Annotated in this window: 14 protein-coding genes; 10 read left to right on the forward strand and 4 right to left on the reverse strand. The window is 69.2% G+C overall.

Going from position 1 to position 13,990, the window contains the following annotated elements:
• Window positions 1-3: 3 nt before the first annotated feature.
• Window positions 4-1,206, forward strand: a complete 1,203-nt coding sequence (locus tag NR798_RS23395) for a C39 family peptidase (RefSeq protein WP_375773702.1) — start codon at window positions 4-6, stop codon at window positions 1,204-1,206.
• On the opposite strand, the gene NR798_RS23400 is transcribed toward NR798_RS23395, so the two are convergent.
• The 4 genes from NR798_RS23400 to NR798_RS23415 are packed head-to-tail and all read right to left on the reverse strand — an operon-like array spanning window position 1,203 to window position 5,268.
• Entirely contained in the window at window positions 1,203-2,582 is a 1,380-nt protein-coding gene (locus NR798_RS23400; protein WP_375773703.1) for a M50 family metallopeptidase, read from the reverse strand. The two genes, NR798_RS23395 and NR798_RS23400, sit on opposite strands and share 4 nt — an antisense overlap.
• Before the next feature lie 12 nt (window positions 2,583-2,594).
• A complete protein-coding gene (locus tag NR798_RS23405; RefSeq protein WP_375773704.1) occupies window positions 2,595-3,263 on the reverse strand; it encodes a hypothetical protein in 669 nt (222 codons plus the stop codon).
• Window positions 3,260-4,660 (reverse strand): hypothetical protein, encoded by a 1,401-nt coding sequence (locus NR798_RS23410; protein WP_375773705.1) that lies wholly within the window; start codon window positions 4,658-4,660, stop codon window positions 3,260-3,262. The genes NR798_RS23405 and NR798_RS23410 overlap by 4 nt, the downstream gene beginning before the upstream one ends.
• 38 nt (window positions 4,661-4,698) lie before the next feature.
• Window positions 4,699-5,268, reverse strand: a complete 570-nt coding sequence (locus NR798_RS23415) for a hypothetical protein (protein WP_375764696.1) — start codon at window positions 5,266-5,268, stop codon at window positions 4,699-4,701.
• A gap of 211 nt (window positions 5,269-5,479) precedes the next feature.
• On the opposite strand from NR798_RS23415, the gene NR798_RS23420 reads away from it, so the two are divergent.
• The 9 genes from NR798_RS23420 (at window position 5,480) to hisS (ending at window position 13,918) form a co-directional block, all read left to right on the forward strand.
• A complete protein-coding gene (locus NR798_RS23420; RefSeq protein WP_375764697.1) occupies window positions 5,480-6,304 on the forward strand; it encodes an MlaE family ABC transporter permease in 825 nt (274 codons plus the stop codon).
• Window positions 6,305-6,327: 23 nt separating this feature from the next.
• Complete coding sequence (locus NR798_RS23425; RefSeq protein ID WP_375773811.1) at window positions 6,328-7,068, forward strand: ABC transporter ATP-binding protein; 741 nt, start codon at window positions 6,328-6,330, stop codon at window positions 7,066-7,068.
• A gap of 12 nt (window positions 7,069-7,080) precedes the next feature.
• A complete protein-coding gene (locus tag NR798_RS23430) occupies window positions 7,081-8,607 on the forward strand; it encodes an MlaD family protein (protein ID WP_375764698.1) in 1,527 nt (508 codons plus the stop codon).
• A 120-nt stretch (window positions 8,608-8,727) separates the two neighbouring features.
• The gene (locus tag NR798_RS23435) at window positions 8,728-9,651 is read left to right on the forward strand and encodes a PfkB family carbohydrate kinase (RefSeq protein WP_375764699.1); all 924 of its coding nucleotides are present in this window, start codon (window positions 8,728-8,730) and stop codon (window positions 9,649-9,651) included.
• Window positions 9,652-9,805: 154 nt separating this feature from the next.
• A complete protein-coding gene (locus NR798_RS23440) occupies window positions 9,806-10,153 on the forward strand; it encodes a TIGR02266 family protein (protein ID WP_375764700.1) in 348 nt (115 codons plus the stop codon).
• A 32-nt stretch (window positions 10,154-10,185) separates the two neighbouring features.
• Complete coding sequence (locus NR798_RS23445; RefSeq protein ID WP_043393211.1) at window positions 10,186-10,917, forward strand: metallophosphoesterase; 732 nt, start codon at window positions 10,186-10,188, stop codon at window positions 10,915-10,917.
• An 88-nt stretch (window positions 10,918-11,005) separates the two neighbouring features.
• Complete coding sequence (locus NR798_RS23450) at window positions 11,006-11,719, forward strand: hypothetical protein (protein WP_375764701.1); 714 nt, start codon at window positions 11,006-11,008, stop codon at window positions 11,717-11,719.
• Window positions 11,720-11,786: 67 nt separating this feature from the next.
• A complete protein-coding gene (gene asd / locus NR798_RS23455) occupies window positions 11,787-12,629 on the forward strand; it encodes an archaetidylserine decarboxylase (protein WP_375764702.1) in 843 nt (280 codons plus the stop codon).
• 26 nt (window positions 12,630-12,655) lie between these two features.
• Entirely contained in the window at window positions 12,656-13,918 is a 1,263-nt protein-coding gene (hisS, locus tag NR798_RS23460; protein ID WP_375773812.1) for a histidine--tRNA ligase, read from the forward strand.
• Window positions 13,919-13,990 lie beyond the last annotated feature (72 nt).

Consider the following 13,990-nt stretch of genomic DNA (forward strand, 5'->3'; position numbering starts at 1 on the left):
TTCATGCGGAACTTCAAGACGGCCGTGTTCGCGGTGCTCGTCACGCTCACGTGGGTGAGTCCGGCGCTGGCGAGCCAGAGTGGCTTCGCGCGCTGGGCGGCGAGCCAGGGTGGTTTCTCCTCGTGGCAGCGCAGCGGCGTGGCCCTGGCGGCGGATGGCTCGCTGCAGGTGGATCCCCAGACGGCGGTGGCCGGCACGGATCCCTACGCGCCCGGTGCGTACAACGGCGGCAACTTCTACAACGGCGGCAGCTTCCGCGTGGGCGAGGCCACCAGCCCCATGATGAACGCGGGCTTCGGCTTCCGTGAGGCCATCGCCTCCTGGGAGGCGGAGACGCCCACCGGCACCTGGATGGAGACGCAGATCCGCGCCCAGGTCGGTGGGGTGTGGACCAAGTGGTACAACCTGGGTGTGTGGGCCGCGGACTACTCGACGGTGCGCCGCCACTCGGCGGGCTCGCAGTCGGACACCAACGGCTACGTGGGCATCGACACCCTGGTCGTCACCAACAAGAAGGCGTCGGCCACGGCCTTCCAGTTGAAGGTGCGGCTCTTCAGCGCGGATGGCATCGCCGTGCCGCGCGTGCGCGCCAGCTCCGTGGCCCTCTCCACCTCGCCGGACAAGAGCGCGGTGGCCTCCGTGGGCAACCCGGCGCACTGGAACAAGGTGCTCGCGGTGCCCGAGTGCTCGCAGATGGTCTACCCGGACGGCGGCCAGGTCTGGTGCAGCCCCACGTCCTCGGCCATGGTGCTGCGCTACTGGGCGGGGGACACCACGACGGCCTGCGAGACGCACGTGCGCGCGGCCCTCGGCGGCGTCTATGACTGGATCTACAAGGGCTACGGCAACTGGCCCTTCAACACCGCCTACTCGGCCACCAAGGGGCTGCAGTCGCACGTGACGCGCTTCAGCAGCCTGGCGCAGCTCGAGCCGTGGATCTCCGCCGGGGTGCCCGCCATCCTCAGCATCTCCTGGGGCAGCGGGCAGCTCACCGGGGCGCCCATCAGCTCGACCGCCGGCCACCTGCTGGTGCTGGTGGGCTTCGACGCGAACGGCAACCCGATCATCAATGATCCCGCGGCCTCCAGCGACGCCGCGGTCCAGCGCACCTACCTGCGCTCCGAGTTCGAGCCGCTCTGGCTCCAGGCCTCCGCCGGGACGGCGTACCTCAGCTATCCCGCCGGCTGGCCGGTGCCCGCCCTCTAGGCGACGCCCTTGCCGCGCCGGGCGAGCCGCTCGGCGATCTCCGGAACGGAGCGGGCCTCGGCCAGGGCCACGTCCTGGCCGAGCTCCTCGAAGTCGTCGTAGCCCGCCTCCAGCGCGCGCGCGAGCCACTCGGAGGCCTGGGCCCCCTGACCGGCGCGCGCGTGGTTGCGGGCGGCCTGGTAGGCGTTCTCCGCGTCGCCCACGGCCTCGAAGGCGCTCGCGTGCAGTGCCGCCGCCGCGCCGAAGTCCGCCCGGGCCACCGCCACTTCCGCGAGCAGCGCATCCCGCTTCGCCGGCGACTTCCAGGAGAACTCCCGTGCGGTGCGCTCGGCCTCGTCCAGCCGCTGCGCCTTCACCAGCAGACGCACCGCCAGCGCGGCCACCGCCTCCGTGCGCTCCTTCTCCAGCGCGGCGAGCGCGTGGGGCAGGGCACGCTCGGGCACGCCCGCGGCCTCGTACGCCATGGCCAGGCTGTAGGGCCGGGCGGCCTGGGGCGGCTCCACCTTCTCCAGGTGCGACACGGCGGCGCGGGCATTGCCCTCGGCCAGCGCCACCCAGGCGAGCAGATCCCTCGCCGCGTTGCTCTCCTCGCCCGGCTTCGCCGCCGACAGGGCCAGGTGCCCCAGCCGCGACGCCTCGGTCTCATGGCCCGAGCGCAGCGCCTGCCAGCCGCGCGCGAGCGCATCCGGCTCGATCTCCGGCACCTTCACGGGCTTGAGGGGCTTGATGTTCCGCGCCATCTCGAGGGCCCGCCAGTTGTCGTAGGCCATCCAGCCGAACATGAAGACCATGTAGATGGCCTTGATTGCCAGCGCCAGGGCCGTGAGCGCGCCGGCCGTGAGGACGCTGATCCAGAGCGTGATGCGCAGCCGGGAGGGCCCGAGCACGCCCTTCAGGATGTGCCCCCCGTCCAGCGGGAGTACCGGCAGCAGGTTGAAGATGCCCCACCCGAAGTTCACCCACATCAGGTAGCCCAGGATGAGCTGGCCCATGTCACTGCGCGGGGGAATCCAGCGATTCACGGCGAGCATGAGCCCGCCGAAGAGGAAGCCGGTGAGGGGTCCGGCCGCGGCGAAGGCCACGTCCCGCCAGCGGCTGAGGGCCCGGTCGGCGTAGGTCAGGCCTCCGCCCCCGTAGAGCCGGATGACCGTCACGTCGCAGCCCAGGGCCATGGCCATGAGCGCATGCCCGATCTCGTGCACCACGATGGAGACGAAGACCACGCCCACCCAGGCCATCAGGGCCCGCGGATCCCGGATCCCATACAAGGCGTAGCCGAACAGTGCCGTGAACAGCCAGAAGCTCGGCTCGACCAGGACGGGGATCCGGCCGAGGTTGAAATGCCACGTGAAGGGAGGGACGGGTTGCGTGCTCATGAGTCTCGTGAATCAGTTCTTCGGAAACACCCGGAAGGCGTTCGAGGTGGCGGTGTTGCCCAGAACGTCCTGGACGACAATGAGGTAGTTGTTCCCAGGCGTGTCGACGGTCAGCTCCTGCGCGCGCACGCCCGCGGTGAAAGGGCCGCTGACGAAGGAGAAGAGGTTGGCGTTGGTGTTGCCGATGTAGACGCTCACCTGCACCGTGCCCTCGAAGAACTCGCCGTACGGGTCCCCGGCATGCAGGACGACGGTGAAGGGCTCGCCGGTCTTCTGGTCTCCGATCTGCTCGACCCAGAAGCCCACCGCGGGCTTGATCTCGTAGGCGTCGGCGAGGGTGGCCTCGCGCCCGTCCCCCAGCTTCACCCGGATGGGATAGCGCCCCGGTGGCAGCCCCGGGGCCACCTGGCCCTGGAACCGGCCGTGGCCCAGGTACGTGGCCATCGGCACCAGCGTCTCCGAGCCGATCTCCAGCACCGGCTCCTCGAGTATCCGCACCTCCTGGTCGCCGTAGTCCACGTGGAAGCGGGGCTCCACGTCCAGCCGCACGGTGACGCTCTTGGCGTCGTTGGCGACCTGGACGCTCGGCGTGATGTCGAGGATCTGGAAGGGCTCCGGCTGCGTCATGGGCGTCTCGCACGCGCACAGCAGGAGCAGGAGGAGGGAAGGCAGCTTGCTCATAAGGCGTACCTCACGCCCAGGGACGCGGACAGTCCCCCGAGCTGTGCATCGACTTCGCGAGTCTGGACGGCGGCATGGCTGCCACGTAGCTCCACCAGGGCGCTCACCGGGCCGAGGCGCCAGGCGGCCTGGGCCGCCACGAAGGCCATGAACGTGCTGCCCTGCTGGATGAGCTGCCCATCGAAGGAAGCGCTCGTCACGCGCTGGTCGTAGTAGACGACGCCCGCTCCGGCGCGGCCGTGGAGGGAGAGGGGGCCCCGCTCGAAGGCGAGCCCCCGCACGGACAGCAGCAGGGGCAGGCCCATCATGCGCGAGTCCAGCAGCGGCCCCGTGGGCCCCAGGCTGGGGTGGCTCATGGACTGGCGCAGCCCCGCCTCCACCTCCAGCGAGAAGCGGCCGCCGAGGGGAGGCAGGCGGTAGCCCAGCCCCAGCGAGAACAGGGGCCCCCGGTTGTCGCCGCCAGCGAAGAAGCCCCCGGCCAGCAGGTGCAGGGAGAGGTTGTGCCAGCTCAGGTACTGGCTCCAGTCCACCGCCGGGGCGGGCTTCACGGGGACGGGCTCCACCGGGGGCGGGGTGGGGGCAGGGTCGCGGGCGACGATGGGCGCGTCCACCGGGGCCATGACGCGCGTCGCGCCGGTGCCGTCCTTGCGGCGGGCGTCCACCACGACGGTGCGTGCACCCGCCTCCGGCTTCACGCGGAACACGCCCGGGCCCAGCTCCTCCACGGCGCCACCCTGCACGCGCAGCTCCACGTCCGTGGCGGGCACGGGCGCCTCGCCCAGCAGCGTCAACCAGCCGGTGCCGCCCACCGGGATCACGTCCGGGCTGAGCACCGCGACCAGGGGGCGCTCGGGAGGCACGTCGAGCGGGGTGGTGCGGCGCGTCTGCTGGCCCTTGGCGGTGGCGAGCACGATGGCCTCGCGCACGCCGGGGGGCACCTCCACGGGCACCTGGGCGCGGCCCTTGCGGTTGGTGGTCACCGGGCCGAAACGCATGCCGGCCACCTGCACCACCACCTCGGCGCCGGCGCCCACGTCCGTGTTCACCTCCAGCTCCGTGCGGCCCAGCAGGGGGATGTGCACGGGGGTGATGTCCGGCGGGCCTTCGGCGGCGTCCACCCAGAAGGCGAGCACCGCCAGCAGCGGGTAGCGGATGTCCGGGGGAATCCAGCGGTACGAATACACGCCCCGGGCGGTGGCGGGCAGCGGCATGAGGCTGCCCGTGGAGGCCACGGCCCGGAGCGGAGGCGTGCCGCGCGGCACCTTCACCTGCACCACCACCGCCTTGTCCCGGCCGAGCACCACCTGAGCGGGGGTGGCCGTCGCCGGGAAGGGCGCCGCCGCCGCCAGCGAGGGCAGGGCGAGCAGCAGCAGCAGTGGGAGTGACGGCGCGCGCATACGAGGGGGCCTACCGTCCAGCCTCCCTGGCGTCTCTGTCAACTCTCGGCGGGGTTGCCCGGCGGGGAAGCGGGCTCTTCCGTTGCCTCGGCCTGGGGCTTGTCCGCTGGGCCCGTAGCTTTCGCACTGGGCGGGCTGAAAGCGGGCTTCTCGGCCGGCGCCCCACCGCGTCCGTGGACGAGCGTCTTCGTCTCGGACTTGAAGGTGATGTCCACCTTGTCACCCCGCACCGCCGTCACCAGCCCCAGCCCGAAGGTGGGATGCTGGATGACCTGCTCCGGCTTGTAGGTGTCCTTGGGGCTGTAGCGCGGGGCGTTGGCGATGTCCTTGCCCGCCAGCTGCTCCTCGAAGGAGATGATGATCTTCTCCTCGGCGCGGCTGGCCCGGGGAGCCTTCGTGCCGCCGGTACCGCCGCTGGAGCGCGCCGCCGCGCTCGGCTTGTCGGTGGTGCCCGGTGCCGAGCGGTAGGCGTGGTCTCCGTTGCAGGTGTTGCACCGGACGCGAGCGATCTTCGTGCCCACCATCGCCAGGATGGTGTGGGCCAGCGTGAGCCGGCACCGGGTACAGAACGCGTCGACCTCGCCGCCGACCTTGTGTTGGGTCGCCATGGGTGTTGCTTCTCGCTTCTCTTTTGGGAGGGGGATGAAAAGGGCGGCGGAACATAACGGCAAGCGCGCTCGGGAGAAACCCCTTTGTCGGGCCGTGTCATGACGGGGGGCCGAGTGCCTGGATGCCTGGGCTGCCTGGAGGCGGAGGGGGGCTCTGGAGGCAGAGCGTTTGCTTGTTCCGGCGGGGCAGCCACGTAGAGTAGGGCCCCACGTGGCCTCCGAGAACGCACAGAACGCCGAAGAGCAGCCCAAGCCGCCCTCCCTGGTGACCCAGTCCATCGAGGGTGTGGGGCGGGGCGCCATCGAGGCGGTGGAGGAGCTGGGGCACCTGGTCACCCTCGGGGTGGACGTGGTGCGCTGGGGCGTGCGCCGGCCGTATCGCTGGCACAACCTCTTCTTCCAGCTGGACTTCGTGGGCGTGGGCAGCGTCTTCATCGTGCTGCTCACCGGGCTGTTCACCGGCATGGTGTTCGCCCACCAGTCCTCGCGGGCCTTCGAGCTGTTCGACGCGCAGAGCCTGGTGGGCCCCACGGTGGCCCTCACCCTCACGCGCGAGCTGGCCCCCGTGTTCTCCGCGCTGATGGTCACCATGCGCGCCGGCTCCGCCATGTGCACCGAGCTGGGCACCATGCGCGTCACCGAGCAGGTGGACGCCCTGGAGACCATGGCCGTCAACCCCATCCAGTACCTCCTGGTGCCCCGGGTGCTTGCCGGCCTCTTCATGGTGCCCCTGCTCACGCTGCTCTTCGACACCTCGGGCATCCTCGGCGCCTACGTCGTCTCGGTGGGCACCCAGGGCGTGTCCGCCGGTACCTTCATCAGCCGCACCCAGCAGTGGTTGGATCCCATCGACGTCTACGAGGGCCTCATCAAGGGCGCCGTCTTCGGCCTGGCGGTGGCGCTCGTGTGCTGCTTCAAGGGCTTCAATGCCTCGGGCGGCGCCAAGGGCGTGGGCAAGGCCACCACCGAGGCCATGGTGTCCAGCGCCCTCTCCATCTTCATCCTCGACTTCATCGTCGGGGTGCTCCTGCACTGATGGACGCCACGAACTCCCGGCCGATGATCGAAATCACTGGCCTGCACAAGTCCTTTGGCGTGCACAAGGTCCTCACGGGCATCAACCTGTCCGTGCCCGCGGGCAGCACCTGCGTCATCCTCGGCGGCTCGGGCTCGGGCAAGACGGTGCTGATGAAGCACATGATCGGCCTGCTCAAGCCCAACGAGGGGCAGGTGGTCATCGACGGCGAGGACATCGTCCCCATGGGCGCCCAGGAGCTGGAGCGGGTGCGCCACAAGTTCGGCATGGTGTTCCAGGCCGCCGCCCTCTTCGACTCGATGGACGTCTACGACAACGTGGCCTTCCCGCTGCGTGAGCACCGCGGCATCTCCGAGGAGGAGATCCGCAAGCTGGTGCGCGCGAAGTTGGATCTGATGGGCCTGCCGCAGTCGGCCGAGCACAAGTTCCCGGCGGACCTGTCCGGCGGCATGCGCAAGCGCGTGGGCCTGGCGCGCGCCATCGTGATGAATCCGAAGATCGTCCTCTACGACGAGCCCACCACGGGGCTGGATCCCATCACCACCGACTACGTGGACGAGATGATCCTCGCGGCCCAGCGCGAGCTGGGGATTACCAGCGTGGTCATCAGCCACGACATCGCCTCGGCCTTCAACATCGCGGATCAGATCGCCTTCCTCAACAAGGGCGTCATCCTGGAGCAGGGGCCGCCGGAGCAGCTACGCTCCTCCCAGCACCCCGCCGTGAAGGTCTTCCTCCAGACCTGGTTCGGAAAGAATGATTAGGAGTCACACCCGGTGAAGAAGCTCGTCACACCGTTCCGAGTAGGCCTGCTGGTGCTCGTCGCCGGAGGGTTTCTCTTTGGCTTCATCCTCTTCACCCGCAAGGGGGGGCTGGGTGAGGACGAGTCCCTCCAGGCCTATGCGTACTTCCGGGACGCCTCGGGCCTGGGGCCCAAGAGCCGCATCCAGATCGCCGGCCTCCCCGTGGGCGAGGTGGAGAGCATCAAGCTGGAGGGCACGCGGGCCAGGGTGACCGTGCGCATCCGCCGCGACGTCGCCATGTTCGAGGACGCCACGCTGGCCAAGCGCTCGGAGTCCCTGCTGGGCGACTACCTGCTGGATTTGAACCCGGGCACGGAGATGGCGCCCCCCTTGAAGGAGGGCGGGGAGATCCGCCGCGTCATCGACGTGCAGGGCATGGAGGCCGTCTTCGCCTCGCTCAGTCAGATCACCTCGGACATCCAGCAGGTGACGGGCGCGCTGCGCGACGTGCTCGGCGGCGACAAGGGCGCTGGCTCCATGGAGCGCATCGTCGAGAACCTCGTGCGCGTGTCGGACGCGGTGGACCTGACGGTGCGCGCCAGCTCCGAGCGGCTGGATGCCATCCTGCGCAACGTCGAGGGCGTGAGCTCGGATGTGCGCGGCATCACCGCGTCCAACGAGCAGAGCGTCAACAACATCGTGCACAACATCGAGTTCATCACCCGCGACACCCGCGAGGTGCTCTCGATGGTGAACAAGCTGGTGGGCAACGGCGGGGAAGGGGACCTGAAGGACAGCGTGGCCAGCCTCAAGCAGACGATGAGCCGGCTGGACAGGACGCTGGCCAACATCGAGGACGTCACCACCAAGGTGAAGAACGGCGAGGGCGCCGTGGGCACGCTGCTCACCGACAAGCGCCTGGGGCAGAAGCTCTCCGAGTCCGTGGAGGACCTGTCCGACTTCTCCTCCAAGCTCACCGGCCTCCAGGCCGAGGTGGGCCTGCAGGCCACCTACCTGGTGGAGCAGGGCTCCTCGAAGAACATGCTGACGCTGCGGCTGGCCCCCAAGCCGGACAAGTACTACCTGCTGGAGCTGGTGGATGATCCGCGCGGCGCCACCGAGACGCAGTACGTCCAGGCCAACCCGCCCTCCTCGGGCGAGCCCGTCATCCAGAAGCAGACCATCACCAAGGAAGCCTTCAAGTTCAGCGCCCAGTTCGCCAAGCGCTACTACTTCACCACGCTGCGCTTCGGCATCATCGAGTCCACCGGCGGCGTGGGCGCGGACTTCCACTTCTTCAAGGATCACCTCAAGCTGTCGGTGGACGCCTTCAACTTCTCCGTGGCCGAGCTGCGCTACCCGCGCATCCGCACCTCGCTGAGGGCCCAGGCGTTCGATCGGCTCTTCGTCACCGCCGGCATGGACGACATCCTCAATGATCCCCGGCGCGACACCAACACCCGCCGGATGCTCGCCGGCCGCGACTTCTTCTTCGGCGGCGGCATCTACTTCACGGACGACGATCTCAAGTCCATGCTGCCCGTCCTCCCCACGCCCTGAGTGTGGGTCCGGCCCCGGCGTGCTTGACCTGACCGGGTGAAAAGTCGTACCTCGCCACGGCACGGGCGGTCCCCTGGGAGCCCCGTGCCTGGTTCGAAGGCCCCTCTCCCTGGAAGCCCCATGTCTCTTCTCGTCGTTGGCTCGGTCGCGCTGGACTCGGTGGAAACCCCCTTCGGGCTGAAGGAGGACGTCCTCGGCGGCTCCGCCACCTACTTCTCCACCTCGGCGTCCTTCTTCGCCCCCACCCAGGTGGTGGCCGTGGTGGGGGAGGACTTTCCCCAGGCCCACCTGGAGTTCCTCAAGGCGCGGGGCGTGGACCTCGAGGGCGTCACCCGCGAGAAGGGCCGCACCTTCCGCTGGAAGGGCCGCTACGGCTTCCAGCTCAACGAGGCCGAGACGCTCGACACCCAGCTCAACGTCTTCCAGTCCTTCTCGCCCCGCCTGCCCGAGAAGTACCGCGACGCCCAGTACGTCTTCCTGGGCAACATCCACCCCGAGCTCCAGTCCCAGGTGGTGGATCAGGTGAAGGCGCCCAAGCTGGTGGCCGCCGACACCATGAACTTCTGGATCAACGGCAGCCGGCCCGCGCTCCTCAAGACGCTCAAGCGCGTCAACCTGCTCTTCGTCAACGACGCCGAGGCGCGCCAGCTCACCGGCGAGCACAACATCGTCCGCGCCGCCCGCGCCATCCTCGGCATGGGCCCCCAGCGCGTGGTGGTGAAGCGCGGTGAGTACGGCGCGCTGCTCTTCGAGCAGGAGCACATCTTCGCCTGCCCGGCCATGCCCCTGGCGGACGTGTTCGACCCGACCGGCGCCGGAGACACCTTCGCCGGCGGCTTCATGGGCACCCTGGCCATCGCCAGCCACGTGGACAGCGAGACGCTGCGCCGCGCCATGGTGATGGGCAGCGTCATGGCCTCCTTCACCGTGGAGAAGTTCAGCCTCGAGCGTCTGCGCGAGGTGACGCGCTCGGAGATCCGCACCCGCTTCTCGGAGTTCAAGCGCCTCACGCACTTCGAGGACCTCGGCCCGCTGGAGGGCTGAGCGCCCGTCCCGGGTGGGGCACAATGCCCCCACCTGGCTTGACGGATTTTTATGCTGTCCTTAATCTTCGTTCCCGCGAATCCCGATTCCTGGGGAAGAGCAGTGGCTCGTTGGGGGAGCGCCCAACGGCCAGGCACCGCGGAGGACGAAGGGGTTGCGGACGGATAACCGAAAGAACGCACGATTCCCCTCGCGCCTGCGGTGCTGGTGCGAGTCGGAGAACATCACGCTCTACGCGCGGATCGCGAATCTGAGCGAGGGTGGGTTGTTCCTGCAGACGCACACCCCGCTGGACACGGGGCGGCGCACGCTGCTGAGGTTGAGCAGCGGCGAGGTGCGCGAGGTCATGGCCGAGGCGACGGTGGTGTGGAGCCGGCCGCAGCGGCATGACAAGGGGCCGCCGGGGATGGGGCTGAAGTTCGAAGCGCTGGATTCTAGCGCGCAGGCACTGCTGCGGCGCATCATCTCCGAAGAGCAGCGAGGGGTCGCGTTCGGTAGCTGAACACCGGACGTGGGCACCGGCGAGAACCCACCATGCGAATCGCGATCATCTCCGACGTCCACTCCAACATCGAGGCTCTGACGGAGGTGTTGCGCGTCGCGGAAGAGCAGAAGGTGGATCGCATCGTCTCGCTGGGCGACATCGTGGGCTACGGGGCCTCGCCCAACGCGTGCTGCGATCTGGTGCGCTCGGTGACCGAGGTGACGCTGCTGGGCAACCATGATGCGGCGGTGGCCGGGCGGATGGACTACTCGTACTACTACGACGCCGCGCGCCATGCGCTGGACTGGTCGGCCGGGGTGCTGTCCGACGAGAACATGGAGTGGCTCAAGAGCCTGCCGTACACGTACCGGATTGGGGACGTGGGCTTCAGCCATGGCTCGCCGGTGGAGCCCAAGGCGTACGAGTACATCTTCGCGCTGGAGCAGGCGCGGGAGCTGGCGCCGTACGTGGAGCACCTGCCGGAGGTGACGTTCATCGGGCACAGCCACCTGTGCAAGGCGTTCGCCATTGGGAATGGCGAGGTGCACGACGTGGTGGCGCAGAAGTTCGGTATCCGCCGGGGCTACAAGTACATCATCTCGGTGGGCAGCGTGGGGCAGCCGCGGGACTACGACAACCGGGCGTGCTTCGTGATCTGTGACACCGGGGCGCGCACGGTGGAGTACCTCCGCGTGGAGTACGACATCGAGTCGGCCGCGCAGAAGATCTTCGACGCGTCGCTGGCGCTGAACTTCGGCAAGCGGCTGTTCCTCGGGGTGTAAACCCGTGGATGCCCCCTCTCAGCCGGGGTGGGGCTCCCGTGCGAAAAAGGGGCGCGGCGGTCCGGAAATGGCGTAGAAAACCGGCCCCGTGCGCACCCTCCCTTCCAGCCGGACCCTCGTGGGCCTCCTGACGGCCCTCCTCGTGGTGGCGGCCCCCGTGGCCTGCCGCAAGCCCGCCAAGCCCTCCGAGGCCTATGCCCAGGCGCACACGCGCTTCGGCAAGCTCTACGGGGAGAAGGGCGACGACGCCTTCCTGGATCCAGAGCTGGCCCAGGTGGAGGCCCTGCTGGCTCAGGTGCCCGCGGACAGCCTCGATGCCCCGGCGGCCCAGGAGCTGCGCACCCGCATCCAGACCGGCAAGCAGCAGGCCGAGGCCCAGCAGAAGGCCAAGACCGACGCCATGGCCCAGGCGCGCCAGCCGGGCCAGGTGCCTCCCGGTTTCAACTCGGCCCCCAGCAGCGCCGCGCCCGCTCCCTCCGCCTCCGAGGAGCCCGACGAGGCCTCCGACGCGGGCACCGGCGCCGATGCCGGGACGGGCGTGCCCGGGGTCGGCACCCCGGAGGCCCAGCTGGCGAGCTCCGGCTGCTTCCAGAAGGGCGAGCCGCTCGAGGTGAAGGGCCGTGGCCGCCGCGACCGCTGGGAATTGGCGGACCGCCCGGCGTGTCGCCAGCAGTATGCGTCGCTCCAGGATCAGGTGTTGATCATCGAAGAGGGCAAGGTGCTCGCCCAGGTGCCCCGGAGCGCCATCCAGGCCATCCCCGTGGATGGCGGCACGGGTGGCCCCACCGATGGTGGTCGCTGAAGCCGGCTCGCGCATCCCATTTCAGATTTCCCACGCGGAACCCGTCTTTTCCCTCGCGGAACACGTCATGAACGAACAGACCTTCATGAAGTTGATGAACATCCTCCCCAAGTCCGCCCTGTCCACGGCGGTGGGGATGGCCACCCGCCTGCCCGCTCCGGCTCCGCTGCACCGGGCCGCCATCAAGGCCTTCGCGAAGATGTACAACGTGGACCTGGCCGAGGCGGAGCACGCCCTCGAGCACTACCCGACCTTCGCCGAGTTCTTCACCCGCGGCCTGAAGACGGGCTCGCGCCCCGTGGACCCCGGCGAGAAGGTGGTGGTGTCCCCGGTGGACGGCGCCGTGTCCCAGGTGGGCTACGCCGAGCACGGCCGCGTCATGCAGGCCAAGGGCATCCACTACTCGGTGGGCGAGCTGCTCGGTGACGAGGAGGCCGCGAAGCCCTTCCACGGCGGCGCCTGGACCACCATCTACCTGTCCCCGCGCGACTACCACCGCATCCACTCGCCGCTGGGCGGGAAGATCACCGGCTACTCGTACATCCCCGGCGAGTTCTGGCCCGTCAACCCGGCCTCGGTGAAGAACAAGCAGTCGCTCTTCTGCGTCAACGAGCGGCTCGTCACCTACCTGGACACGGTGGCCGGCAAGTGCGCCGTGGTGAAGGTGGGCGCCACCTGCGTGTCCCGCATCAAGGCCGCCTACGAGGACGTCATCACCCACCTGGGCAAGCCGGGCAAGGTGCACCGTTACGACACGGCGATTCCGGTGGAGAAGGGCGGGGAGCTGGGCCGCTTCGAGATGGGCTCGACCGTCATCCTCGTGTTCGAGCCGGGGCGGGTGAAGTGGGACGACAGCCTCCAGCCCGAGGCGGTGGTGCGCATGGGCCGGCGGATTGGAGAGATTCCGTGAGTCAGAAGGTCAGTGGCGTCAAGGGCATGAACGACATCCTCCCCGGCGACGTGGAGGTGTGGCAGCACGTGGAGCGTACCGCCCGGGACATCTTCTCGCGCTTCGGCTACGGCGAGGTGCGCACGCCCATGGTGGAGGACACGGCGCTCTTCGTGCGCAGCGTGGGCGAGACGACCGACATCGTCGGCAAGGAGATGTACACCTTCGAGGACAAGGGCGGCCGCAGCCTCTCCCTGCGTCCCGAGGGCACCGCTCCCGCCGCGCGCGCGTACATCGAGCACTCCATCCTCAACCAGGAGCCGATCACCCGCTGGTTCTACATGGGCCCCATGTTCCGCTACGAGCGGATGAAGACGGGCCGCTACCGCCAGTTCCACCAGATCGGCGCCGAGGGCTACGGCTCCAAGGAGCCCGCCCAGGACGTGGAGATGATGGACATGGTCGTGCAGCTCCTGCAGAAGCTGGGGCTCACGGACGTGTCGCTCAACATCAACTCGCTGGGCGATGACGCGTGCCGCCCCGGCTACCAGAACCGGCTGGTGGAGCACCTGCGCGCTCACGCCAGCGAGCTGTGCGACGACTGCAAGGTGCGCCTGGAGAAGAACCCGCTGCGGGTGCTCGACTGCAAGAACGAGCGCTGCCAGCAGATCGCCAACGCCGCGCCCAACATCACCGAGTCGCTGTGCGAGCCGTGCCGCGCGCACTTCGCCGAGGTGCAGCGCAAGCTGGACGTGCTCGGCATCAAGTACGTGGTCAACTCGCGCATCATGCGCGGCCTGGACTACTACACGCGCACCACCTTCGAGTTCATCGCCTCGCACCCGGCGCTGGGCACCGCCAGCACCGTGGGCGGGGGGGGCCGCTACGACAAGCTGGTGAAGAGCCTCGGCGGGCCGGACGTGCCCGCGGTGGGCTTTGGCCTGGGCCTGGACCGGCTCTGCCTGCTGCTCAAGGAGAGCGGCCAGCAGTTCTCCCCGCAGGTGGACCTCTTCATCGCCGCGGCGGACGAGGGCTCGGCGGACGTGGCCTTCGGGCTGGTGAGCCGCATGCGCCGCGAGGGCCTGCGCGTGGAGTTCGACACGCGCGGCGGCAGCCTCAAGAGCCAGATGAAGCGCGCGGACAAGACGGGCGCCCGCTTCACCCTGGTGCTCGGCCAGAACGAGCGCGAGAGCGGCCAGGCCCAGCTCAAGCCCATGGCGGGGGGAGACCCCATCTCCGTGCGGCTCGAGGAGCTGGCCTCCGCCGTGCGCACGGCGCTCGCTCGGCCGACCGCTCCCGCCGCCTCCTGAGACGGGAAGAGTCTCAGAAACGGGGAAAAACCGGCGGGACCCTTGAGAATTCAAGGGTTTAGAAGGGCCATC

Source organism: Archangium gephyra (assembly GCF_042230915.1).
Lineage (GTDB): Bacteria > Myxococcota > Myxococcia > Myxococcales > Myxococcaceae > Archangium > Archangium gephyra_B.